The sequence below is a fragment of the Enterobacter wuhouensis genome (assembly GCF_004331265.1).
Classification (GTDB): domain Bacteria; phylum Pseudomonadota; class Gammaproteobacteria; order Enterobacterales; family Enterobacteriaceae; genus Enterobacter; species Enterobacter wuhouensis.
In genome coordinates, this window is sequence record NZ_SJOO01000011.1 from 1 (window position 1) to 23,860 (window position 23,860).

The following is a 23,860-nucleotide window of genomic DNA, read 5'->3' on the forward strand; positions in this document are numbered from 1 at the left end:
GGTACCGTAAGGTGCGGGGTTTTTTGCTTTTGTTTTCTCCCTCTCCCTAGGGGAGAGGGACGAGGTGAGGGCATCAAACCGCACCATCCCCTCCTTGAAACTTTCTCACCTTCGACTTGCAGACTCGACATTTATACCGTTTCTGGGTATCGTTAGCTGTCTGGATGTCTAAACGTTTATACGTATGCTGTGAGGATTTAAGGTTATGCCGATTCGGGTGCAGGACGAGCTACCAGCCGTCAATTTCTTACGTGAAGAAAACGTCTTCGTGATGACGGCTTCACGCGCCACAGGTCAGGAAATTCGCCCGCTGAAGGTGCTTATTCTCAATCTGATGCCTAAGAAGATCGAAACAGAGAACCAGTTCCTGCGTCTTCTGTCGAACTCCCCTCTGCAGGTTGATATTCAGCTGCTGCGGATCGATGCCCGAGAGTCACGCAATACCCCGTCTGAGCATCTGAATAACTTCTACTGTAACTTTGACGATATCCGTGATGAGAACTTCGATGGCCTGATCGTCACCGGTGCGCCGCTCGGCCTGGTTGAATTCAACGATGTGGCCTACTGGCCGCAGATCAAACAGGTGCTGGAGTGGGCAAAAGATCACGTCACATCCACATTGTTTGTCTGTTGGGCGGTACAAGCCGCACTGAATATTCTTTATGGCATTCCCAAACAAACCCGCAGCGACAAGCTTTCAGGCGTATACGAACATAACATTCTGCATCCCCATGCGCTGCTGACGCGCGGTTTTGATGATTCTTTCCTGGCCCCGCATTCTCGCTATGCCGATTTCCCGGCCCAGCTGATTCGTGATTACACCGACCTCGAGATTCTGGCTGAAACGGAAGATGGCGACGCCTACCTGTTTGCCAGTAAAGACAAACGCATCGCGTTCGTGACCGGACATCCTGAGTACGATCCGCATACCCTTGCGTCAGAGTATTTTCGTGATGTCGAAGCGGGTCTCAATCCCGATGTTCCGTACAACTATTTTCCGAAAAACGATCCGCAAAACACGCCTCGGGCAACCTGGCGCAGCCACGGAAATCTGCTGTTCACCAACTGGCTCAACTATTACGTCTACCAGATTACGCCATACGATCTTCGCCACATGAATCCTACGCTGGAATAATCGTCTGCACTAAACGATCCTAAAGCGTTTCAGCTGTTCACATCAGGCACCTTCGGGTGCCTTTTTTATTTCCGAAATTCCGCTCAACATCCGATAAAACTTTAATTTCTTATTAATCATAATGTTGCATTTCAATTGTCATTAAAATGGAAATTGTTTTTGATTTTGGAAAAATTATGGATAGTCTTAATTCTGCTGAGCGAAAACTACACAACGATCTTTCGCTCGCATCGGGGGCGTGATTTTGGATCTTTGATGAGGAGCAGAGTAATGACTCAACAGGCAACGACGGTCGATGAACTGGCCTTTACCAAGCCGTACGGCGAGCAAGAACAGCAAGTTTTGACGGCGGAAGCGGTAGAGTTTCTGACTGAACTGGTGACACGCTTTACGCCGCAGCGCAACAAGCTGCTGGCGGCACGCATTCATCAGCAGCAGGAAATTGACGATGGCAAGTTGCCTGGTTTCATTTCGGAAACCGCTTCCATTCGTCGTGGTGAATGGAAAATCCGCGGCATCCCTGAAGATTTACAGGATCGTCGCGTTGAGATCACCGGTCCGGTAGAGCGCAAAATGGTGATCAACGCCATGAATGCCAACGTTAAGGTCTTTATGGCGGACTTTGAAGACTCGCTGGCGCCGGACTGGAACAAAGTTATCGACGGACAGATCAACCTGCGCGATGCCGTGAACGGCACCATCAGCTACACCAACGAAGCCGGCAAAATTTACCAGCTCAAACCCAATCCGGCGGTGCTGATCTGTCGCGTGCGCGGCCTGCACCTGCCTGAAAAACATGTCACCTGGCGTGGGGAAGCTATTCCGGGCAGCCTGTTTGATTTCGCACTCTATTTCTTCCACAACCATAAAAGCCTGCTGGCAAAAGGCAGCGGTCCCTATTTTTACCTGCCAAAAACGCAGTCCTGGCAGGAAGCGGCCTGGTGGAGTGAAGTGTTCAGCTACGCCGAAGATCGCTTTGACCTGCCGCGCGGCACCATCAAGGCCACGCTGCTGATTGAAACGCTCCCCGCGGTATTCCAGATGCATGAAATCCTGCATGCCCTGCGCGACCACATTGTAGGTCTGAACTGCGGACGCTGGGATTACATCTTCAGCTACATCAAGACCCTGAAAAATCACGCCGATCGCGTGCTCCCGGATCGTCAGGTTGTGACCATGGACAAGCCGTTCCTGAGCGCCTACTCGCGTCTGCTGATTAAAACCTGCCACAAGCGCGGTGCGTTCGCGATGGGCGGCATGGCGGCCTTTATCCCGAGCAAAGACGCTGAGCGCAACAATCAGGTGCTCAACAAGGTAAAAGCCGACAAAGAGCTTGAAGCACTTAACGGCCACGACGGCACGTGGATTGCCCATCCCGGCCTGGCCGATACGGCGATGGAGGTCTTCAACCGCGCACTCGGCGACAGCAAAAACCAGTTATCCGTCACTCGCGAGGACGATGCGCCAATCGCAGAAGAACAGCTGCTGGCACCGTGTACGGGGGAGCGTACGGAAGAGGGCATGCGTGCCAATATCCGCGTTGCGGTTCAGTACATCGAAGCGTGGATCTCTGGGAACGGCTGCGTACCGATTTACGGGCTGATGGAAGATGCCGCGACGGCGGAGATCTCTCGCACCTCCATCTGGCAGTGGATCCACCATCAAAAAACGCTCAGCAACGGCAAGCCGGTGACCAAATCTCTGTTCCGCCAGATGCTGGCCGAAGAGATGCGCGTGATCCAGGACGAACTGGGCGAACACCGCTTCAGCAGCGGACGTTTTGACGACGCTGCGCGCCTGATGGAGCAAATCACCACATCAGATGACTTAATCGACTTCCTGACCCTGCCGGGCTACCGCTTCCTGGCGTAACTCACCACATAACAATATGGAGCATCTGCACATGAAAACCCGTACCCAACAAATCGAAGAGTTAAAGAAAGAGTGGACACAGCCGCGCTGGGAAGGCATTCGTCGTCCGTACAGCGCAGAGGAAGTGGTGAAATTACGCGGCTCGGTCAACCCGGAATGCACGCTGGCACAGAACGGTGCGGCGAAAATGTGGAAGCTGCTGCACGGTGGCTCCAAAAAGGGCTACATCAACAGCCTCGGCGCGCTGACCGGCGGTCAGGCGCTGCAGCAGGCGAAGGCCGGAATTGAGGCTATTTACCTCTCCGGCTGGCAGGTCGCGGCGGACGCCAACCTGGCCTCCAGCATGTACCCGGATCAGTCGCTCTATCCGGCCAACTCCGTGCCGTCGGTGGTGGATCGGATCAACAACACCTTCCGCCGTGCGGATCAGATCCAGTGGGCCGCCGGTATCGAACCCAACGATCCGCGCTTTACGGACTATTTCCTGCCGATCGTCGCGGATGCGGAAGCGGGCTTCGGCGGCGTGCTGAACGCCTTCGAGCTGATGAAATCGATGATTGAGGCCGGTGCAGCGGCCGTACACTTCGAAGACCAGCTGGCGTCAGTGAAAAAATGCGGACACATGGGCGGTAAGGTGCTCGTTCCGACTCAGGAAGCGATTCAGAAGCTGGTTGCCGCGCGTCTGGCTGCTGACGTGCTCGGCGTGCCGACGCTGGTGATTGCCCGTACCGATGCGGACGCGGCGGACCTGATCACCTCTGACTGCGACCCGTACGACAGCGAGTTCATTACCGGCGAGCGTACCAGCGAAGGCTTCTACCGCACCCATGCCGGCATTGAACAGGCGATCAGCCGCGGGCTGGCGTACGCGCCTTACGCGGACCTGGTCTGGTGTGAAACCTCCACGCCGGATCTGGCGCTGGCAAAACGCTTTGCCGACGCCATCCACGCGAAATACCCGGGCAAGCTGCTGGCCTACAACTGCTCGCCGTCCTTCAACTGGCAGAAAAAGCTGGATGACAAAACCATCGCCAGCTTCCAGCAGCAGCTGTCCGACATGGGCTACAAATACCAGTTCATTACCCTGGCAGGCATCCACAGTATGTGGTTCAACATGTTCGACCTGGCGCACGCCTACGCGCAGGGTGAGGGCATGAAGCACTACGTTGAGAAGGTGCAGCAGCCGGAGTTTGCCGCGGGCAAAGACGGCTATACCTTCGTGTCTCACCAGCAGGAGGTGGGAACTGGCTACTTCGATAACGTGACGACCATCATTCAGGGTGGCACATCCTCCGTCACCGCCTTAACGGGTTCAACGGAAGAAGCACAGTTCTAATCTTTTCCCCCTCTCCCCCCTCGGGGAGAGGGTTGGGGTGAGGGGGAATATATGTCGCGTGGCCTGGAATTACTGATTGCCCAAACTATTTTGCAGGGCTTCGACGCCCAGTATGGTCGTTTTCTTGAAGTGACATCCGGCGCGCAGCAGCGCTTCGAACACGCCGACTGGCATGCGGTTCAGCAGGCCATGAAGCAGCGTATCCATCTCTATGACCATCACGTGGGCCTGGTGGTGGAGCAGCTGCGCTGCATTACCGACGGTAAAAGCCCGGACGCGGATTTTTTACTGCGCGTGAAAGAGCATTACACTCATCTGTTACCCGACTACCCTCGCTTCGAGATTGCGGAGAGCTTTTTCAACTCCGTCTATTGCCGGTTATTTGACCACCGCTCGTTATCTCCTGAGCGGTTATTTATCTTCAGCTCCCAGCCCGAGCGACGCTTTCGAACCATTCCGCGTCCGCTGGCGAAGGATTTCTTTCCCGATCGCGGATGGGAAAAGCTCCTGCACCGCGTGCTAACGGATCTGCCGCTGCGCCTGCCCTGGGAGAATAAAGCCCGGGATATCGGCTATATTCACGCGCATCTCAACGAAACCTTCGGCGCGGAGGTGCTCAACCACAGCCACCTGCAGGTTGCCAACGAGCTTTTCTACCGTAATAAAGCCGCCTGGCTGGTGGGCAAACTGGTGACGCCATCGGCCGTTGTGCCGTTTCTGCTGCCCATTCACCGCACCGACGACGGGGAACTGTTTGTCGATACCTGCCTGACCACCAGCGCCGAGGCCAGCATCGTGTTTGGCTTCGCCCGCTCTTACTTCATGGTGTACGCCCCGCTGCCTGCCGCATTGGTGGAGTGGCTGCGCGAGATCCTGCCGGGTAAAACCACTGCCGAACTGTATATGGCGATTGGCTGCCAGAAGCACGCCAAGACGGAAAGCTACCGGGAGTACCTGCGCTATGTCACCACGGCCGATGAGCAGTTTATCGAAGCACCAGGCATTCGCGGTATGGTGATGCTGGTCTTTACGCTGCCGGGCTTCGACCGGGTCTTTAAGGTGATTAAAGACAGATTCGCGCCGCAGAAAGAGATGACCGCCGCGCACGTTCGCGCCTGCTATCAGCTGGTGAAAGAACACGATCGCGTCGGGCGCATGGCAGATACCCAGGAATTCGAAAACTTTGTGCTGGAGAAGCAGCAGATCGACCCGGCGCTCATGGCGCTTTTGTTGCAGGAAGCGCCGGCGAAAATCACCGATCTTGGCGACAAAATCGCGATTAGCCATCTTTACATTGAACGCCGCATGGTGCCGCTGAATATCTGGCTGGAGCAGTCCGACGGTCAGGCTTTAAGAGATGCTATTGAAGAATACGGCAACGCGATTCGTCAGCTTGCCGCCGCCAATATTTTCCCGGGCGATATGCTGTTTAAAAACTTTGGCGTGACCCGCCACGGGCGGGTGGTGTTCTACGATTACGATGAAATTTGCTACATGACCGAGGTGAACTTCCGCGATATCCCACAGCCCCGCTACCCGGAGGATGAGCTGTCCAGCGAGCCGTGGTACAGCGTCTCGCCGGGCGATGTGTTTCCGGAGGAGTTTCGCCACTGGCTGTGCGCCGACCCGCGCATCGGGCCATTATTTGAAGAGATGCATGAGGATCTGTTCCGTGCCAGCTACTGGCGCGAACTACAAACGCGGATCAAAAATGGGCATGTCGAAGATGTGTATGCCTACCGCCGCAAGCAGCGTTTTTGCATAAGATTTTCTCCCTCTCCCTGTGGGAGAGGGCCGGGGTGAGGGCATCAGGCCGCAATCAACCTTAACGGATCCCACCATACGCCAGCGTCACCTCTTTCGCCGCCTTAATCACCAGCGCGCCCAGCTCGGTCACGCGGTCGTCGGTCATGCGCGAAATCGGCCCGGAGATGGAGATAGCCGCGAACGGCTCGCGGTGCTCGTCAAAAATACAGGACGCCAGGCAGCGCAGGCCCAGGGCATGTTCTTCATCATCAAACGAATAGCCGCGCTTGCGGGTCAGGGCCAGGTCTTCTTTCAGATGCACGGGCGACACCAGCGTGGCGTGGGTATAGGCATGCAGCCCTTTACGGTGCAGCAGCCCCGTCACCTGCTCCTCGCTCAGCTGTGAGAGAAACGCTTTCCCCGCCCCGGAGGCGTGCATCGGCAGCTTGCCGCCAATCGGCGCCGACATGCGCATCAGCTGCGTGCACTGCACCTGGTCGATAATAATCGCCTGGTGGTCGCTCTGGTCCAGCACCGCCAGGTTTACCGTCTCGCCGGAATCTTCCATCAGCTTGCGCAGAATCGGGTGCACAATCGCCAGCAGGTTGCGGCTCTGCAGGAAGCTGCTGCCAACGATAAACGCGTGCGCGCCCACCGCCCAGTGCCCCAGCTCGCCGACCTGGCGGACAAAGCCCAGCTGCTGCATGGTGGTCAGCAGGCGGTGCGTCGTGGAGTTCGGCAGGCCAGCCTGCTGGGCCAGCTCCGTCAGGGCCACGCTGCCGTGCGATTCGGCTATCCACTCCAGCAGCTTCAAACCGCGCGTGAGCGATTGAACCTGTCCGCCAGGCTGTGCAGCGGTGGTGGCAGCAGGTTTTCTGCCGCGTTTGGCGGGAACGGTTGCGACCATGACGATCTCCTTTTTCTGTATCGTGGAAATCATTTTCGTTTTATTTGGTGAATTTGCAACCGCTTTCATGACTGATCGGAGGAGTGATGGTGAACATGTCTCATGTTACCGCCGTGTGACTTTTCCACCCAGCGAGATTGTGCCAGTATGGAACGCAGCCTTTTGGCCTTGTTGAGCGTTGTCGGGAGCAAGTGTGAGCAGCAAAGTAGAGCAACTGCGTGCGCAGTTAAATGAACGAATTCTGGTGCTGGACGGCGGCATGGGCACCATGATCCAGGGCTATCGTCTCAGTGAAGACGATTTCCGAGGCGAGCGTTTTGCCGACTGGCCCTGCGACCTGAAGGGTAACAACGACCTGCTGGTGCTCAGCAAGCCGTCCGTTATTAAGGATATCCACAACGCCTACTTCGAAGCGGGTGCGGATATCGTTGAGACCAACACCTTTAACTCGACAACCATCGCCATGGCGGATTACCAGATGGAATCCCTGTCGGCGGAAATCAACCTGGAAGCCGCGAAGCTGGCGCGCGCCTGCGCCGACGAGTGGACGGCCCGCACGCCGGACAAGCCGCGCTACGTTGCCGGGGTGCTTGGCCCGACGAACCGCACCGCGTCGATTTCACCGGACGTCAATGACCCGGCGTTCCGCAATATCACCTTTGACCAGCTGGTGGCCGCGTATCGTGAGTCCACTAAAGCGCTGGTGGAAGGCGGTTCCGACCTGATCCTAATTGAAACCGTATTCGACACCCTCAACGCCAAAGCCGCCATTTACGCGGTGAAAGAGGAGTTCGAGGCGCTGGGCGTTGACCTGCCGATCATGATTTCCGGCACCATCACCGATGCCTCGGGCCGCACACTGTCCGGCCAGACAACCGAAGCGTTTTATAACTCCCTGCGCCACGCCGAAGCCCTCTCCTTTGGCCTGAACTGCGCGCTGGGGCCGGATGAACTGCGCCAGTACGTGCAGGAGCTTTCCCGTATCGCGGAATGCTACGTCACCGCACACCCGAACGCCGGCCTGCCAAACGCGTTCGGTGAATACGATCTCGATGCTGACACCATGGCGGCGCAAATCCGCGAGTGGGCCGAGTCTGGCTTCCTGAACATCGTCGGCGGCTGCTGCGGCACCACGCCGGAGCACATCGCGGCCATGAGCAACGCCGTCGCCGGGCTGCCGCCGCGCAAGCTGCCCGAGCTTCCGGTTGCCTGCCGCCTTTCCGGCCTTGAGCCGTTGACCATCGGCGACGACAGCCTGTTTGTGAACGTGGGTGAGCGTACTAACGTCACCGGTTCGGCAAAGTTCAAGCGCCTGATCAAAGAAGAGAAGTACAACGAAGCGCTGGACGTCGCCCGCCAGCAGGTGGAAAGCGGCGCGCAGATAATCGATATCAACATGGATGAAGGGATGCTCGACGCCGAAGCGGCGATGGTGCGTTTCCTCAACCTGATTGCCGGTGAGCCGGACATCGCTCGCGTGCCGATCATGATCGACTCCTCCAAGTGGGAAGTCATTGAAAAAGGGCTGAAGTGCATCCAGGGCAAAGGCATCGTTAACTCCATCTCGATGAAAGAGGGCGTTGATATCTTTATCCACCACGCGAAGATGGTCCGCCGCTACGGTGCTGCCGTGGTGGTGATGGCCTTTGACGAAGTGGGCCAGGCCGATACCCGCGAGCGCAAAATCGAGATTTGCCGCCGCGCGTACAAAATTTTGACCGAAGAGGTGGGCTTCCCGCCGGAAGACATCATCTTCGACCCGAACATCTTTGCCGTCGCGACCGGTATCGAAGAGCACAACAACTATGCCCAGGACTTTATCGGGGCATGTGAAGACATCAAGCGCGAGCTGCCGCATGCGCTGATCTCCGGCGGCGTGTCGAACGTGTCGTTCTCGTTCCGCGGCAACGACCCGGTGCGTGAAGCCATACACGCCGTGTTCCTCTACTACGCCATCCGCAACGGCATGGACATGGGGATCGTTAACGCCGGGCAGCTGGCGATTTACGACGACCTCCCGGCCGAGCTGCGCGATGCCGTCGAGGACGTGATCCTTAACCGCCGCGACGACGCCACCGAGCGCATGCTGGACCTGGCGGAGAAATACCGCGGCAGCAAGTCGGATGAGGCGGCAAACGTTCAGCAGGCCGAGTGGCGTTCCTGGGACGTGAAAAAGCGTCTGGAATACTCGCTGGTTAAAGGCATCACCGAATTTATCGAGCTCGATACCGAAGAGGCGCGTCAGCAGGCCGCCCGCCCGATTGAGGTGATTGAAGGCCCGCTGATGGACGGCATGAACGTGGTCGGCGATCTGTTCGGTGAGGGCAAAATGTTCCTGCCGCAGGTGGTAAAATCCGCCCGCGTGATGAAGCAGGCGGTGGCGTATCTCGAACCCTACATCGAAGCCAGCAAGGAGAAAGGCTCCAGCAACGGCAAAATGGTCATCGCCACCGTGAAGGGTGACGTTCACGACATCGGCAAAAACATCGTCGGCGTGGTGCTGCAGTGCAATAACTACGAAATTATCGACCTTGGCGTGATGGTCCCGGCGGATAAAATCCTCAAGACCGCGCGCGAGGTGAACGCTGACCTGATTGGCCTTTCCGGGCTGATCACCCCGTCCCTGGACGAAATGGTCAACGTGGCAAAAGAGATGGAGCGTCAGGGCTTTACCATTCCGCTGCTGATTGGCGGGGCGACCACCTCGAAAGCGCACACGGCGGTGAAAATCGAGCAGAACTACAGCGGCCCGACGGTGTACGTGCAGAACGCCTCGCGCACCGTGGGCGTGGTCTCCGCGCTGCTCTCCGACACCCAGCGCGACGATTTTGTGGCGCGCACCCGTAAAGAGTACGAAACCGTCCGCATCCAGCACGGCCGCAAGAAGCCGCGCACCCCGCCTGTTTCGCTTCAGGCGGCGCGCGACAACGATCTGGCCTTCGACTGGTCCAGCTACACGCCGCCGGTGGCGCACCGTCTGGGCGTGCAGGACGTGACGGCCAGCATCGAGACGCTGCGCAACTACATCGACTGGACGCCGTTCTTTATGACCTGGTCGCTGGCGGGCAAATATCCGCGCATCCTGGAGGATGAGGTGGTAGGCGAGGAGGCAAAGCGCCTGTTCAAGGATGCCAACGACATGCTCGACGCGCTGAGCGCAGAGAAAACCCTTAACCCGCGCGGCGTGGTGGGGCTGTTCCCGGCTAACCGCGTGGGCGACGACGTAGAAATCTACCGCGATGAAACCCGCACCCACGTGCTGGCGGTCAGCCGCCATCTGCGCCAGCAAACGGAGAAAGTGGGCTTTGCCAACTACTGCCTGGCCGATTTCGTCGCGCCGAAGCTAAGCGGTAAAGCCGACTATATCGGTGCCTTCGCCGTGACCGGCGGCCTGGAAGAAGATGCGCTGGCGGACGCGTTCGAAGCGCAGCACGACGATTACAACAAAATTATGATCAAAGCGCTTGCCGACCGCCTGGCGGAAGCCTTCGCCGAGTACCTCCACGAGCGCGTGCGCAAGGTCCACTGGGGCTACGCGGCGAATGAAAACCTCAGCAACGAGGATCTGATCCGCGAAAACTACCAGGGCATTCGCCCGGCGCCGGGCTATCCGGCCTGCCCGGAACACACCGAGAAAGGCACCATCTGGCAGCTGCTGGACGTGGAAGCGCATACCGGGATGAAGCTCACCGAGTCGTTCGCCATGTGGCCAGGCGCGTCCGTCTCCGGCTGGTACTTCAGCCATCCGGACAGCAAGTATTTTGCCGTGGCGCAGCTGCAGCGGGATCAGATCGAAGATTACACCCTGCGCAAAGGGATGAGCGTGTCTGAAGTGGAGCGCTGGCTGGCGCCGAATTTAGGCTACGACGCCGACTAAAATCACTTTTCCTTACAACAAACAGGGCGCTCATGGGGCGCCCTGTCTCTTTCTTACGTTTAAACCCTTATACTGGAAGAAGGTTATTGCCATTTTGCCCGGCGGCGCTGCGCTTGCCGGGCCTACGCGTAGGCCGGATAAGGCACCGCCGCCATCCGGCAGGACAACGCGCAACAAGCCTCAGGAATACACATAACGATAAGGAGGAAAACCTTCCGTGCTGACCCTGTTACACCTGCTTTCTGCAGTCGCACTGCTGGTATGGGGCACCCATATTGTCCGTACTGGCGTGATGCGCGTTTACGGCGCGCGTTTACGTACCGTCCTCAGCAGCAGCGTTGAGAAGAAGCCGCTCGCCTTCTGCGCGGGCATCGGCGTCACGGCGCTGGTGCAAAGCAGTAACGCGACCACCATGCTCGTCACCTCGTTCGTGGCGCAGGATCTGGTCGCGCTCGCGCCGGCGCTGGTGATCGTTCTCGGCGCTGACGTGGGGACCGCGCTGATGGCGCGCGTCCTGACCTTCGACCTCTCCTGGCTGTCGCCGCTGCTCATCTTCATCGGCGTTATCTTCTTCCTTGGCCGCAAGCAGACGCGTGCCGGGCAGCTGGGCCGCGTCGGCATCGGCCTTGGCCTCATCCTGCTGGCGCTTGAGCTGATCGTGCAGGCAGTCACGCCGATCACCCAGGCCAACGGCGTGCAGGTCATTTTTGCCTCGCTGACCGGCGATATTATGCTGGATGCGCTGATCGGCGCGGTGTTTGCCATCATCAGCTACTCCAGCCTGGCGGCGGTCCTGCTGACGGCGACCTTAACCGCCGCGGGGGCGATCTCCTTCCCGGTGGCGCTGTGCCTGGTGATCGGTGCTAACCTCGGCTCCGGCCTGCTGGCAATGCTCAACAACAGCGCCGCCAACGCAGCGGCCCGCCGCGTGGCGCTCGGCAGCCTGCTGTTTAAGCTGGTGGGCAGCCTGATTATTCTGCCGTTCGTTCACCCGCTGGCGAACCTCATGGACAATCTCCCGCTGGCGAAGGCGGAGCTGGTGATCTATTTCCACGTCTTCTACAACCTGGTGCGCTGCCTGGCGATGGTGCCGTTTGCCGCGCCGATGGCCCGCTTCTGTGAGCGCCTCATCCGCGACGAACCGGAGCTTGATGCGCGCCTGAAACCGAAGCATCTGGACACCTCAGTGCTCGACACCCCGGCGCTGGCCATCGCCAATGCCGCACGCGAAACGCTGCGCATGGGCGATGCGATGGAAACCATGCTTGAAGGGCTGCAGAAGGTGATGCACGGCGAGCCGCGCGAAGAGAAAGAGCTGCGCAGGCTGGCGGACGATATCAACGTGCTGTACACCGCCATTAAGCTTTATCTGGCGCGTATCCCCCAGGACGAGCTGGCGGAAGAGGAGTCCCGCCGCTGGGCGGAGATTATCGAGATGTCGCTTAACCTTGAGCAGGCCTCGGATATCGTTGAGCGCATGGGGAGCGAAATCGCCGACAAATCCCTGGCCGCGCGTCGTGCGTTTTCAGGTGAAGGCCTCAAGGAGCTGGAAGCGCTGCATGAACAGCTGGTCAGCAACCTGAAGCTGGCGATGTCGGTCTTTTTCTCCAGCGACGTGCCGAGCGCGCGCCGCCTGCGCCGCAACAAGCATCGTTTCCGCATTCTGAACCGCCGCTACTCGCACGCCCACGTTGAGCGTCTGCACCAGCAGAACGTGCAGAGTATCGAAACCAGCTCCCTGCACCTGGGGCTGCTGGGGGATATGAAGCGTCTCAACTCGTTGTTCTGTGCGGTGGCGTACAGCGTGATGGAACAGCCGGATGAAGACGACGAGCGGGACGAGTATTAATCTCCGGCGTGTTTGATTGTTAGCCCAAGACCCAATGCTTTCATGACCGCCAGCGTGGTTTTGAGCGTTGGGTTCCCCTTATCGCTGAATGAACGATAAAGCTGTTCTCGTGATAGGCCAGTTTGCTGTGAAATGGCCGACATTCCTTTCGCGCGCGCGATGACGCCCAGAGCTTTAGCAATATACGCAGAGTCGCCCGTTTCTAATGCATCAGCCATAAACACGGCGATTTCCTCGTCATCCACCAGCGCGTTGGCTGGATCGTAGGGTGTTAATTTATGCATGCTCATTCACTCCTGCCATTGGGATACATTGCTCAGCATTTTTGCCATAAGTATGTCTCTGGCCTGGCTGCTTTTGTCACCACCACACAACAGCACGATGATGCAATTGCCCTGGTCTTTAAAATAGATTCTGTAGCCCGGACCATAGTGGATCCTCAGCTCACTTATACCTTCCCCAACGGGTTTAATGTCCCCCGCTAAACCATTTGCCAACCGAAAGAGGCGGGAAGCGATAATGGTTTTCGCTCGCCGATCTTTTAAATTTTGCTCCCAGCGTTGGAAGGATTCTGTCTGAACAATCTCCTTCATATTACTCCCTGTAATTTATAAACTACAAATTAATTGTTTCTGGAGAGTAAACTAAAAGGAGTTAGCACAAGGATAAATGGCCTGACGCTAAATCCTGAAAGCGTCTCGCAAACTAAAAAACCCGCTTCAGTTACCGTCGGCTAACCTTTTTTTTCGGCCCAAACCTAAGGTATATTTCGCCCTTCACAGGAGAAACTATGCTGCTAACTCAATCAACCCGATTAAACAAATACATTAGCGAGAGCGGGATCTGCTCACGTCGCGAGGCTGACCGTTACATTGAACAAGGTAACGTGTTTCTTAACGGCAAACGCGCCACCATCGGCGATCAGGTGGCCCCTGGCGATGTGGTTAAAGTGAATGGTCAGGTCATCGAACCGCGTGATGCTGAAGACCTGGTGTTTATCGCGTTGAACAAACCGGTTGGCATTGTCAGCACCACGGAAGACGGTGAGCGGGACAACATCGTTGATTTCGTGAACCACAGCAGCCGCATTTTCCCGATTGGCCGTCTGGATAAAGATTCTCAGGGTCTGATTTTCCTCACCAACCACGGCGATCTGGTCAACAAAATTCTGCGTGCCGGTAACGATCACGAGAAAGAGTACATTGTGACGGTGAACAAGCCGGTCACGGACGAATTTATTCGTGGCATGGGCGCAGGCGTTCCCATTCTTGGTACCGTCACGAAGAAGTGTAAGGTCAAAAAAGAGGCGCCGTTCGCGTTCCGCATAACGCTGGTGCAGGGCCTAAACCGCCAGATCCGCCGTATGTGCGAGCACTTCGGCTATGAGGTGACGAAGCTGGAACGCACGCGCATCATGAACGTCAGCCTGTCGGGCATTCCGCTGGGCGAGTGGCGTGATTTAACGGGCGACGAGCTGATCGAGCTGTTCAAGCTTATCGAGAACTCATCCTCTGAAGCGAAGCCGAAGGCAAAAGCCAAACCGAAAACCCAGGCAATCAAGCGCCCGGTAGTCAAAGCGCCGCAGGCGGAAGAGAAAGGACGGGGCAAACCGGCCAACGGGAAGCGCTTTGCCCAGCCGGGGCGCAAAAAGAAAGGGCGCTGATTAGCGCCTTCCACGGGTAGAGGTAGTGGCTGACCAGGAGAAGGTCGCCTCTGCATCCGGTTTATAAGCCTGCTCTTTTTTCAGCTTGCGGGCTTTTTTCGCCGCAGCCTCACGCTGCGCCATCAGTTTGTCGATGTACTCTTTTTTCACCTGATTGGTTTCGGCGTTCGTCAGCGTGCGGCCATGCGCGATGCGGGCGCGGTCGAGAAGCGTTTTCAGTTCGCGCTGCTCGGCTTCGGTCATGTCTTTCTGGGTCAATCGTGGTATAGCCATTGCTGAAGCCTCCTGATAGGGAGGCTTCAGTGTAAAGCAAGCCGCGTAAATTAACCCTGCTTCACCGCATCTTTTTTCGCTTGCTCATCAATCGGTTTGCCGGACCAGTAGCCTGCCAGCAGCGAGCCGGACAGGTTATGCCAGACGGAGAACAGCGCGCCCGGCAGGGCCGCCAGCGGTGAGAAGTAGATTTTACCGAGCGCCGCCGCCAGGCCGGAGTTCTGCATGCCCACCTCAATCGCCAGCGTGCGGCAGGTAGATTCGTCAAAGCCAAACAGCTTCCCGCCCCAGTAGCCGCCCAACAGGCCGATGGTGTTATGCAGCACCACCGCGATGATGACGACAAAGCCCACGGAGGCAATGTGCGATGCGGAACCGGCCACCACGGCGCTGATGATTGCCAGAATACAGACCATCGAAAACGCCGGCAGGTAAGGCTCAACGGCCTTCACCACGCGCGGGAACAGGTGATGGATCACAAGCCCCAGCGCAATCGGGATCACCACGATTTGCAGAATGCTCAGCAGCATCCCCATCACGTCCACCTGGATATGTGCGTCGACGTACAGGCGGGTTAACAGCGGCGTGGCGACCACGCCCACCAGCGTGGAAACGGACGAGATGGTGACTGAGAGCGCCACGTCGCCTTTCGCCAGGTAGATCATGACGTTGGACGCGGTGCCGCTGGCGACACTGCCCACCAGCACCATCCCGGCGGAGAGGTCCGGCGGCATCTTAAAGGCCATCGCCAGCAGCCACGCCGCGAGCGGCATCACCAGATAGTGCAGAAAAATCCCTGCCGCGACGGGCGCAGGGCGAGACAGCACGCGTTTAAAGTCGTCGATCTTCAGGTGTACGCCCATGCCGAGCATGATCAGCATCAGCAGCGTGGTGACCCACGGCCCGATGCCGGTGAAGGTGGTGGGGGTGTAATACGCGAGTACGGAGAGCAGCAGCGCCCATAGCGGGAACAGCCGGGTGATGGCGGATAACATAGGTAGTCCTTGCGATTGTGTTGTGTTTAGTTATGAAAAAGCCGGGTCTGTGCCCGGCTTATAGGTATTGTTTATCGTGCTAACGAATTTTATTCAAACAAATTCTGATGAAGTTTCTGCACGACCTTCTCGGCCTGATCGGCAGGGACCAGGAAGCAGAGGTTATAGCTGGACGCGCCGTAGCAAATCATGCGGATGCTGAACGGGTCGAGCACGCCGAACACCTCTTTACCCACGCCGCAGGCGCGCGACAGCTTGTTGCCGATAATGGCGACCAGCGCCAGATCTTCTTCCACCTCAACGCGGCACAGTTCGGACAGCTCAATCAGCAGCGACTGCGTCAGCAGGGTATCGCCGGTGGAGGTAGAGCCGGTCGTATCCAGCGTCAGCGCAATGCTCACTTCCGACGTGGTGATCAGATCTACGGAGATATTGTGGCGCGCCAGAATGCCAAACACTTCCGCCAGGAAGCCGCGAGAGTGCAGCATATTATGGCTGTGCAGCGTCACCAGCGTCTGCTTGCGGCGCAGGGCCAGCGCGCGGAACAGCGGCGGATTCTCGGTTTTCTTGCAGACCAGCGTCCCGCCCGCTTGCGGATCTTTACTGGAGCCGACGAACACCGGAATGTCGCTGCGTACCGCCGGCAGCAGCGTGGCCGGGTGCAGCACTTTGGCACCGAAGGTAGCCATTTCAGCCGCTTCTTCGAAGGCTATCACGTCAATACGTTTTGCCGCAGACACCACGCGCGGGTCGGTGGTGTAGATGCCCGGCACGTCCGTCCAGATATCCACGCGGGTGGCGTGCAGGGCTTCGCCCAGCAGCGCAGCGGTGTAATCGCTGCCGCCACGGCCCAGCGTCGTCGTGCGTCCTTTGGCTTCGCTGCCGATAAAGCCCTGGGTGATCACGATGCCTTCTTCCAGGCGCGGCGCCAGCTGCTGGTTGGTCAGCTCGGCCAGCGCTTCCACGTCCGGCTCGGCGCGGCCAAAGCGGTCGCTGGTGCGCATCACTTTGCGTACGTCAAACCACTGCGCCTGAATGTTACGCTCGCGCATGATCTCGACAAACAGCAGGGTCGACATCAGCTCGCCGTGGCTGACCAGCTCGTCGGTCAGGGCGGTGGAGGTTGCCAGCGAAGCGGCTTCTGCGAGGGTGGTGATATTTTCCAGCAGACGTTCCACTTCCTCACGGATCACGTTCGGGTTTTGCAGACGCTCAAGGATGTCGAACTGAATTTTGCGCAGTGCGTCCAGCTTTACGAAACGTTCTGTCGCTTCCAGTCCTTCAGACAGAGAAACCAGCAGGTTCGTCACGCCCGCGGATGCAGACAGCACCACCAGGCGGGTATTCGGATCGGCCAGCACCACATCGGCGCTGCGGTTCATGGCATCGTAGTCTGCCACACTGGTGCCGCCAAACTTGGCGACCACAAAACTCGTCATAACAACCTCGTGTCAGGGAATGAATAAGCGACCATGGCACAAGAGTGAAGCGAGAACAGGTGCAGGCGCAAAATACGGCCCTATAAATAAAATGTGGGGGAGGTCCTGTCAATGCTGGGATTATGCGGATTTTTCATGGGGGGGTACCCCTGAGAAACAGGACTTATAACAGGCCCATATTTTATGCTCCTTTTTAGCCTGTTTTGACCCACATTTCGCCACCGCAGGAGGCCACGTCAGCAGCTATACTTTTCGGGTCTTTTCACCTGCGTTTGATGCAGGCCAGGGCAATGGCATAAAAACCATCACAATTTTTATTTGCAGGCGCTACAATCGACCGCAGTCACAATTCTCAAATCAGAAGAGTATTGCTAATGAAAAACATCAACCCAACGCAGACCGCTGCCTGGCAGGCACTACAGAAACATTTTGATGAAATGCAAGACGTCACCATCGCGGACCTGTTCGCGAAAGATGCCGATCGTTTCGCTAAATTCTCCGCGACCTTCGATGACCTGATGCTGGTGGATTTCTCCAAAAACCGCATTACCGAAGAGACGCTGGCAAAACTGCAGGATCTGGCGAAAGAGACTGAGCTGGCCGACGCCATCAAATCCATGTTCTCCGGTGAGAAGATCAACCGCACCGAAGACCGCGCCGTACTGCACGTCGCGCTGCGTAACCGTAGCAATACCCCAATTATCGTTGACGGCAAAGACGTGATGCCGGAAGTGAACGCGGTGCTGGAAAAGATGAAAACCTTCTCTGAGGCGATCATCTCCGGGAGCTGGAAAGGCTATACCGGCAAAGCGATCACCGACGTGGTAAACATCGGTATCGGCGGCTCTGACCTCGGCCCGTTCATGGTGACCGAAGCGCTGCGCCCGTACAAAAACCACCTGAACATGCACTTTGTGTCTAACGTCGATGGTACCCACATCGCCGAAGTGCTGAAAAAAGTGAACCCGGAAACCACCCTGTTCCTGGTCGCGTCCAAAACCTTCACCACCCAGGAAACCATGACCAACGCCCACAGCGCGCGCGACTGGTTCCTGAAAACGGCTGGCGACAACAAGCACGTGGCGAAGCACTTCGCGGCCCTGTCCACCAACGGTAAAGCGGTGGGCGAGTTCGGCATCGACACCGCGAACATGTTTGAGTTCTGGGACTGGGTTGGCGGCCGCTACTCACTGTGGTCTGCGATTGGCCTGTCCATCATCCTCTCCGTGGGCTTCGACAACTTCGTTGAGCTGCTTTCCGGCGCGCACGCGATGGATAAACACTTCTCCACCACCGCACCAGAGAAAAACCTGCCGGTGCTGCTGGCGCTGATCGGTATCTGGTACAACAACTTCTTCGGCGCTGAAACCGAAGCAATTCTGCCGTACGACCAGTACATGCATCGCTTTGCTGCCTACTTCCAGCAGGGCAACATGGAATCTAACGGTAAATACGTTGACCGTAACGGCAACGCCGTGGACTACCAGACCGGCCCAATCATCTGGGGCGAGCCGGGCACCAACGGCCAGCACGCGTTCTACCAGCTGATCCACCAGGGCACCAAAATGGTACCGTGCGATTTCATCGCGCCGGCTATCACGCACAACGCCCTGTCCGATCACCATCCGAAGCTGCTGTCTAACTTCTTCGCTCAGACCGAAGCGCTGGCGTTCGGTAAGTCTCGCGAGGTGGTTGAGCAGGAATACCGCGACCAGGGTAAAGATCCGGCCACGCTGGATCACGTTGTGCCGTTCAAAGTGTTCGAAGGCAACCGTCCAACCAACTCCATCCTGCTGCGTGAAATCACGCCGTTCAGCCTGGGCGCGCTGATTGCCCTTTATGAGCACAAGATCTTCACTCAGGGCGCTATCCTGAACATCTTCACCTTTGACCAGTGGGGCGTTGAGCTGGGCAAACAGCTGGCAAACCGCATTCTGCCAGAGCTGGGTGATGATAAGGCGATCGACAGCCACGACAGCTCGACAAACGGTTTGATTAACCGCTATAAAGCATGGCGTGCGTAATTAATATGTCATGAAAAATGCCGGCTATATGCCGGCATTTTTTTATCGGATAATTCCTGATGTCTGTTAGTTAACTCAAATTCCGGTTATGAGTTTTATCTGAAAAAGGCGCTTAACCCGTTAATCACTGCGGTTTATTTTAGGAATATACGGATAAGCCTCTTATTGCCATTTAATTTTATCTTGTTGATTTTAATTGGTTATATATTTATTTAATTATTCTTATATTTCAATTTTATCCAATAGTCTGAAAACCCTTCCTCTATTTCTCAGCACGGCAATCCCGCTGCTTTAGTTGTGTATACTCGATTCCGCCTGAAATTCTTTTTAGGCAAATCTCCATTCATTCATTGAAGGGAAATTGTTATGAAGAAAGTACTGTATGGCATTTTTGCCATATCTGCGCTTGCGGCGTCGTCTGTCTATGCAGCTCCGGTTCAGGTCGGAGAAGCGGCAGGTTCGGCGGCTACGTCTGCGTCTGCGGGGAGTTCTACCGCAGCCAGCACCAGCACCGTAAGCTCAGCCGTGGGTGTCGCGCTGGCGGCAACCGGTGGCGGTGATGGCTCCAATACCGGAACCACGACCACTACGACGACCAGCACCCAGTAATACCGGGTGTTTTAATCATAACCACACTTCGGTGTGGTTATTTCGCCCCTTCGGAGAAGAGTCGTGAAGCGACCTGCAATCATCCTGATTTGCCTGCTGCTGCAGGCGTGCTCAGCCACCACTAAAGGGCTGGGAAACTCACTGTGGGACAGCCTGTTCGGCACGCCGGGCGTACACCTGACCGATGACGAACTGCAGAACATGCCGTATGCCAGCCAGTACATGCAGCTCAACGATGGCCCGCAGCTGTTTGTGGTGCTCGCTTTCGACGAAAACGGGCAGCAGAAATGGGTGACGCAGGATCAGGCCACCATCGTGACGCAGCATGGCCGCATTGTGAAAACCCTGCTCGGCGGTGACAACCTGCTTGAGGTGAACAACCTCGCCGAAGACCCGCTTATCAAACCGAATCAAATTACCGACGGCGCAAGCTGGACGCGCACCCTGGGCTGGACAGAGCACAACCAGGTGCGCTACGCCACGGCGCGTTCCACGTTCCGCTGGGACGGCACCGACAGCGTCAGCGTAGGTAGCGATGAAACTCAGGTTCGGGTGCTGGATGAAGAGATCGTCACCGACCAGGCGACCTGGCATAACCGCTATTGGATCGACGAGGAAGGGCAGATCCGCCAGTCCCTGCAGTATCTCGGTGCTGGTTTCTTCCCGATGAAAACCACCCTGATCAAGGCGGCGAAATCATGAAAACGCTCATCCACGTTGCGCTTCTTGCCAGCCTTACCGCGCCGCTGGCGTGGTCTGCAGGGACGGTAAAGGTCTACACGCCGGACGATGAAAAACCGAAAACCCTGACCAATGCCGGGCACCTGCTCGATCTTGTCGGCCAGCCACGGCTGGCTAACAGCTGGTGGCCGGGAGCGGTTATCAGCGAGCGCCAGTCAACGGTGGCGGCAGAACAAAAACATAAGGCGCTGCTCGCCCGGCTGACGGGGTTAGCCGCGCAGGAAGACGGCGACGATGCGGCGGCCATTAACAGCGTTCGCCAGCAGCTTCAGGCAGTGAAAGTGACAGGGCGTCAGAAGGTGAATCTGGACCCGGACGATGTCCGCGTGGCAGAAAATGGCAATCCGACTCTGGAAGGCGACTACACGCTCTGGCTTCCCGCCCGGCCCGCTACCGTTACCGTGATGGGGCTTATCAGCAGTCCGGGTAAAAAGTCCTTCACGCCCGGCCGCGATGTGGCGAGCTATCTCGACGAACAGAGCCTGCTGAGCGGGGCGGATAACAGCTACGCCTGGGTGGTTTATCCTGACGGGCGTACGCAAAAAGCACCGGTAGCGTACTGGAATAAACGCCATATCGAACCCATGCCTGGCAGCATCATTTTTGTCGGTTTTGCCGACCATTTCTGGACGAAGGCATATGACGGGCTTAACGCCGATATCCTTCTCTCCCTGATACAGCGGATACCGGATTGATGAAAAGAACCTATCTCTACAGCATGCTGGCGCTGTGCGTCAGCGCTGCCTGCCACGCAGAAACCTATCCGGCACCCATTGGCCCGTCTCAGTCAGACTTTGGCGGCGTCGGTTTACTGCAAACGCCCACCGCGCGCATGGCGCGGGAAGGGGAGTTGAGCCTTAACTATCGCGACAACGATCAGTACCGCTACTACTCCGCCTCCGTTCAGCTGTTCCCGTGGCTTGAAACCACGCTGCGCTATACCGACGTGCGTACCAAAGCGTACAGCAGCGTCGACGCCTTCTCCGGCGACCAGACCTACAAAGATAAAGCCTTCGATCTTAAGCTGCGCCTGTGGGAAGAGAGCTACTGGATGCCGCAGGTGTCCGTCGGGGCGAAGGATATCGGCGGGACCGGCCTGTTTGACGCGGAATATATCGTGGCCAGCAAAGCCTGGGGACCGTTTGACTTCTCGCTCGGCCTGGGATGGGGCTATCTCGGCACCAGCGGTAACGTGAAAAACCCGTTCTGCTCCTACAGCGACAAATACTGCTATCGCGATAACAGCTACCAGAAAGCCGGTTCCATCAACGGCGACCAGATGTTCCACGGTCCCGCCTCGCTGTTTGGCGGCGTGGAGTATCAGACCCCGTGGCAGCCGCTGCGCCTGAAGCTGGAGTATGAAGGCAACGACTACTCGCAGGACTTCGCCGGTAAGATTGAGCAGAAGAGCAAGTTTAACGTCGGCGCCATTTACCGCGTCACCGATTGGGCCGACGTTAACCTCAGCTACGAGCGCGGCAATACCGTGATGTTTGGCTTCACGCTGCGCACCAACTTCAACGACATGCGTCCGCACTATAACGACAACGCGCGGCCAAAATACCAGCCGGAGCCGCAGGATGCGATCATCCAGCACTCCGTGGTGGCGAATCAGCTGACGCTGCTGAAATACAACGCGGGCCTTGCCGATCCGAAAATTCAGACCAAGGGCGATACGCTGTACGTCACCGGCGAGCAGGTGAAATACCGCGACTCCCGCGAAGGGATCGAGCGCGCCAACCGGATCGTGATGAACGATCTGCCGGAGGGGATCCGCACGATCCGCGTGACGGAGAACCGCCTCAACCTGCCGCAAGTCACCACCGAAACGGACGTCGCCAGCCTCAAGCGCCACCTTGAAGGCGAACCGCTTGGGCATGAAACCGAGCTGGTGCAAAAACGGATTGAGCCCGTGGTGCCGGACTCTACCGAGCAGGGCTGGTATATCGACAAATCGCGCTTCGATTTCCACATCGATCCGGTGCTGAACCAGTCCGTCGGCGGGCCGGAAAACTTCTACATGTATCAGCTGGGCGTGATGGCGACGGCGGATCTGTGGGTCACCGACCACCTGCTGACCACCGGCAGCCTGTTCGGCAACATCGCCAACAACTACGACAAATTTAACTACACCAACCCGCCGAACGACTCGAAGCTGCCGCGCGTGCGTACCCGCGTGCGTGAATACGTGCAGAACAACGCCTACGTGAACAACCTGCAGGCCAACTACTTCCAGTACTTCGGCAACGGCTTCTACGGCCAGGCGTACGGTGGCTATCTGGAGACCATGTACGGCGGCGCGGGTGCGGAGGTGCTTTACCGCCCTGTCGACAGCAACTGGGCGTTTGGGATTGACGCCAACTACGTGAAACAGCGTGACTGGCGCAGCGCGCAGGACATGATGAAATTCACCGATTACAGCGTCAAAACCGGCCACCTGACCGCCTACTGGACGCCGTCGTTCGCGCAGGACGTGCTGGTGAAAGCCAGCGTCGGCCAGTACCTGGCAGGCGATAAGGGCGGTACGCTGGACATCTCCAAACACTTCGACAGCGGCGTCGTTGTGGGCGGCTACGCCACCATCACCAACGTCTCGCCGGACGAGTACGGGGAAGGGGACTTCACCAAGGGCGTATACGTGTCGATTCCGCTGGATCTGTTCTCGTCAGGCGCAACCCGCAGCCGTGCGGCGATTGGCTGGACGCCGCTGACGCGCGACGGCGGCCAGCAGCTTGGACGTAAGTTCCAGCTGTATGACATGACCAGCGATAAGAACATTAACTTCCGCTGATGCCCCTCACCCTAACCCTCTCCCCAAAGGGGAGAGGGGATCGCTCGGCGCTATCTTTCCCCCTCGCCCCTTTGGGAAGAGGGCCGGGGTGAGGGGAATCCTCTCGATTGCGCCAAACATAAACAAAAAATATAGATCCCCGTCACATTTTTGCGTTATACAGGAACCTCGCCCTGGAGAATGAGGTGCTGTATGACATCCCTGACTCGCCCGCGCGTTGAGTTTATCTCAACGATCCTCCAGACCGTGCTGAACCTCGGTCTGCTGAGCCTTGGCCTGATACTGGTCGTCTTTCTCGGAAAAGAGACGGTGCATCTGGCGGATGTGCTGTTCGCCCCCGAGCAAACCAGCAAATACGCGCTGGTTGAAGGGCTGGTGGTCTACTTCCTCTACTTTGAATTTATCGCCCTGATTGTAAAGTACTTTCAGTCCGGCTTTCACTTCCCGCTGCGCTATTTTGTCTACATTGGGATCACCGCGATAGTGCGGCTGATCATCGTCGATCATAAGTCCCCGCTCGACGTGCTGATCTACTCGGCGGCGATCCTGCTGCTGGTGATCACCCTCTGGCTGTGCAACTCGAAGCGGCTGAAGCGCGAATAA

General features: G+C 57.4%; 19 protein-coding genes. 13 read left to right on the forward strand and 6 right to left on the reverse strand.

What is annotated here, in order from left to right; genetic code table 11:
• Positions 1-205: 205 nt before the first annotated feature.
• The 4 genes from metA (at position 206) to aceK (ending at position 6,146) form a co-directional block, all read left to right on the forward strand.
• A complete protein-coding gene (gene metA, locus E0L20_RS19355) occupies positions 206-1,135 on the forward strand; it encodes a homoserine O-acetyltransferase MetA (RefSeq protein ID WP_131635361.1) in 930 nt (309 codons plus the stop codon).
• A gap of 270 nt (positions 1,136-1,405) precedes the next feature.
• Positions 1,406-3,007 (forward strand): malate synthase A, encoded by a 1,602-nt coding sequence (gene aceB / locus E0L20_RS19360; RefSeq protein WP_131635362.1) that lies wholly within the window; start codon positions 1,406-1,408, stop codon positions 3,005-3,007.
• Positions 3,008-3,038: 31 nt separating this feature from the next.
• Positions 3,039-4,343: an isocitrate lyase gene (gene aceA, locus E0L20_RS19365; protein ID WP_059347311.1), complete on the forward strand. Its 1,305-nt coding sequence runs from the start codon at positions 3,039-3,041 to the stop codon at positions 4,341-4,343.
• A gap of 51 nt (positions 4,344-4,394) precedes the next feature.
• Positions 4,395-6,146, forward strand: a complete 1,752-nt coding sequence (gene aceK / locus E0L20_RS19370; RefSeq protein WP_131635363.1) for a bifunctional isocitrate dehydrogenase kinase/phosphatase — start codon at positions 4,395-4,397, stop codon at positions 6,144-6,146.
• A gap of 22 nt (positions 6,147-6,168) precedes the next feature.
• Here aceK and iclR read toward each other — a convergent pair whose 3' ends face one another.
• The gene (iclR, locus tag E0L20_RS19375; RefSeq protein ID WP_131635364.1) at positions 6,169-6,996 is read right to left on the reverse strand and encodes a glyoxylate bypass operon transcriptional repressor IclR; all 828 of its coding nucleotides are present in this window, start codon (positions 6,994-6,996) and stop codon (positions 6,169-6,171) included.
• A gap of 193 nt (positions 6,997-7,189) precedes the next feature.
• On the opposite strand from iclR, the gene metH reads away from it, so the two are divergent.
• Positions 7,190-10,873 (forward strand): methionine synthase, encoded by a 3,684-nt coding sequence (gene metH, locus E0L20_RS19380; protein ID WP_131635365.1) that lies wholly within the window; start codon positions 7,190-7,192, stop codon positions 10,871-10,873.
• A 217-nt stretch (positions 10,874-11,090) separates the two neighbouring features.
• A complete protein-coding gene (locus tag E0L20_RS19385) occupies positions 11,091-12,722 on the forward strand; it encodes a Na/Pi cotransporter family protein (protein ID WP_131635366.1) in 1,632 nt (543 codons plus the stop codon).
• Here the strand turns inward: E0L20_RS19385 and E0L20_RS19390 are convergent.
• Together E0L20_RS19390 and E0L20_RS19395 are read right to left on the reverse strand one after the other, a co-directional pair.
• Positions 12,719-13,006 (reverse strand): addiction module antidote protein, encoded by a 288-nt coding sequence (locus tag E0L20_RS19390; protein ID WP_119937959.1) that lies wholly within the window; start codon positions 13,004-13,006, stop codon positions 12,719-12,721. The genes E0L20_RS19385 and E0L20_RS19390 overlap by 4 nt on opposite strands.
• Positions 13,007-13,012: 6 nt before the next feature.
• Positions 13,013-13,315, reverse strand: coding sequence for a type II toxin-antitoxin system RelE/ParE family toxin (locus tag E0L20_RS19395; RefSeq protein WP_039264167.1), 303 nt, complete (start codon positions 13,313-13,315; stop codon positions 13,013-13,015).
• Between the two features lie 197 nt (positions 13,316-13,512).
• Between E0L20_RS19395 and rluF the strand changes: the two genes are divergently transcribed.
• Positions 13,513-14,385: a 23S rRNA pseudouridine(2604) synthase RluF gene (gene rluF / locus E0L20_RS19400; protein ID WP_131635367.1), complete on the forward strand. Its 873-nt coding sequence runs from the start codon at positions 13,513-13,515 to the stop codon at positions 14,383-14,385.
• Here the strand turns inward: rluF and E0L20_RS19405 are convergent, their stop codons facing one another.
• The 3 genes from E0L20_RS19405 to lysC form a co-directional block, all read right to left on the reverse strand.
• Positions 14,386-14,658 (reverse strand): YjbD family protein, encoded by a 273-nt coding sequence (locus E0L20_RS19405; protein WP_131635368.1) that lies wholly within the window; start codon positions 14,656-14,658, stop codon positions 14,386-14,388. It lies immediately after the preceding gene.
• Between the two features lie 50 nt (positions 14,659-14,708).
• Positions 14,709-15,653: a ketopantoate/pantoate/pantothenate transporter PanS gene (gene panS, locus E0L20_RS19410; RefSeq protein ID WP_131635369.1), complete on the reverse strand. Its 945-nt coding sequence runs from the start codon at positions 15,651-15,653 to the stop codon at positions 14,709-14,711.
• A gap of 89 nt (positions 15,654-15,742) precedes the next feature.
• Positions 15,743-17,092, reverse strand: a complete 1,350-nt coding sequence (lysC, locus tag E0L20_RS19415; protein ID WP_131635370.1) for a lysine-sensitive aspartokinase 3 — start codon at positions 17,090-17,092, stop codon at positions 15,743-15,745.
• 374 nt (positions 17,093-17,466) lie between these two features.
• Between lysC and pgi the strand changes: the two genes are divergently transcribed.
• From pgi to psiE, 6 genes are all read left to right on the forward strand, one after another.
• A complete protein-coding gene (gene pgi, locus E0L20_RS19420; protein WP_131635371.1) occupies positions 17,467-19,116 on the forward strand; it encodes a glucose-6-phosphate isomerase in 1,650 nt (549 codons plus the stop codon).
• A gap of 366 nt (positions 19,117-19,482) precedes the next feature.
• Complete coding sequence (gene yjbE / locus E0L20_RS19425; protein ID WP_119937937.1) at positions 19,483-19,725, forward strand: exopolysaccharide production protein YjbE; 243 nt, start codon at positions 19,483-19,485, stop codon at positions 19,723-19,725.
• A gap of 63 nt (positions 19,726-19,788) precedes the next feature.
• Positions 19,789-20,427: a YjbF family lipoprotein gene (locus tag E0L20_RS19430; RefSeq protein ID WP_131635372.1), complete on the forward strand. Its 639-nt coding sequence runs from the start codon at positions 19,789-19,791 to the stop codon at positions 20,425-20,427.
• On the forward strand, positions 20,424-21,161 hold the full coding sequence (locus E0L20_RS19435; RefSeq protein ID WP_131635373.1) for a capsule biosynthesis GfcC family protein: 738 nt from the start codon (positions 20,424-20,426) through the stop codon (positions 21,159-21,161). Before E0L20_RS19430 ends, E0L20_RS19435 begins: the two co-directional genes overlap by 4 nt.
• Positions 21,161-23,257, forward strand: a complete 2,097-nt coding sequence (locus E0L20_RS19440) for a YjbH domain-containing protein (RefSeq protein ID WP_131635374.1) — start codon at positions 21,161-21,163, stop codon at positions 23,255-23,257. Before E0L20_RS19435 ends, E0L20_RS19440 begins: the two co-directional genes overlap by 1 nt.
• A 192-nt stretch (positions 23,258-23,449) precedes the next feature.
• Positions 23,450-23,860, forward strand: coding sequence for a phosphate-starvation-inducible protein PsiE (gene psiE, locus E0L20_RS19445; RefSeq protein WP_000202963.1), 411 nt, complete (start codon positions 23,450-23,452; stop codon positions 23,858-23,860).

What these genes read in the sequence shown, in the direction of transcription:
- aceA (WP_059347311.1), top strand. Translation starts at nt 3,039, where the DNA reads ATGAAAACCCGTACCCAACAAATCGAAGAGTTAAAGAAAGAGTGGACA.
- E0L20_RS19390 (WP_119937959.1), bottom strand. Translation starts at nt 13,006, where the DNA reads ATGCATAAATTAACACCCTACGATCCAGCCAACGCGCTGGTGGATGAC.
- E0L20_RS19405 (WP_131635368.1), bottom strand. Translation starts at nt 14,658, where the DNA reads ATGGCTATACCACGATTGACCCAGAAAGACATGACCGAAGCCGAGCAG.
- E0L20_RS19440 (WP_131635374.1), top strand. Translation starts at nt 21,161, where the DNA reads ATGAAAAGAACCTATCTCTACAGCATGCTGGCGCTGTGCGTCAGCGCT.
- pgi (WP_131635371.1), top strand. Translation starts at nt 17,467, where the DNA reads ATGAAAAACATCAACCCAACGCAGACCGCTGCCTGGCAGGCACTACAG.
- rluF (WP_131635367.1), top strand. Translation starts at nt 13,513, where the DNA reads ATGCTGCTAACTCAATCAACCCGATTAAACAAATACATTAGCGAGAGC.
- metA (WP_131635361.1), top strand. Translation starts at nt 206, where the DNA reads ATGCCGATTCGGGTGCAGGACGAGCTACCAGCCGTCAATTTCTTACGT.
- yjbE (WP_119937937.1), top strand. Translation starts at nt 19,483, where the DNA reads ATGAAGAAAGTACTGTATGGCATTTTTGCCATATCTGCGCTTGCGGCG.
- psiE (WP_000202963.1), top strand. Translation starts at nt 23,450, where the DNA reads ATGACATCCCTGACTCGCCCGCGCGTTGAGTTTATCTCAACGATCCTC.
- lysC (WP_131635370.1), bottom strand. Translation starts at nt 17,092, where the DNA reads ATGACGAGTTTTGTGGTCGCCAAGTTTGGCGGCACCAGTGTGGCAGAC.
- iclR (WP_131635364.1), bottom strand. Translation starts at nt 6,996, where the DNA reads ATGGTCGCAACCGTTCCCGCCAAACGCGGCAGAAAACCTGCTGCCACC.
- E0L20_RS19395 (WP_039264167.1), bottom strand. Translation starts at nt 13,315, where the DNA reads ATGAAGGAGATTGTTCAGACAGAATCCTTCCAACGCTGGGAGCAAAAT.
- E0L20_RS19435 (WP_131635373.1), top strand. Translation starts at nt 20,424, where the DNA reads ATGAAAACGCTCATCCACGTTGCGCTTCTTGCCAGCCTTACCGCGCCG.
- aceK (WP_131635363.1), top strand. Translation starts at nt 4,395, where the DNA reads ATGTCGCGTGGCCTGGAATTACTGATTGCCCAAACTATTTTGCAGGGC.
- panS (WP_131635369.1), bottom strand. Translation starts at nt 15,653, where the DNA reads ATGTTATCCGCCATCACCCGGCTGTTCCCGCTATGGGCGCTGCTGCTC.
- aceB (WP_131635362.1), top strand. Translation starts at nt 1,406, where the DNA reads ATGACTCAACAGGCAACGACGGTCGATGAACTGGCCTTTACCAAGCCG.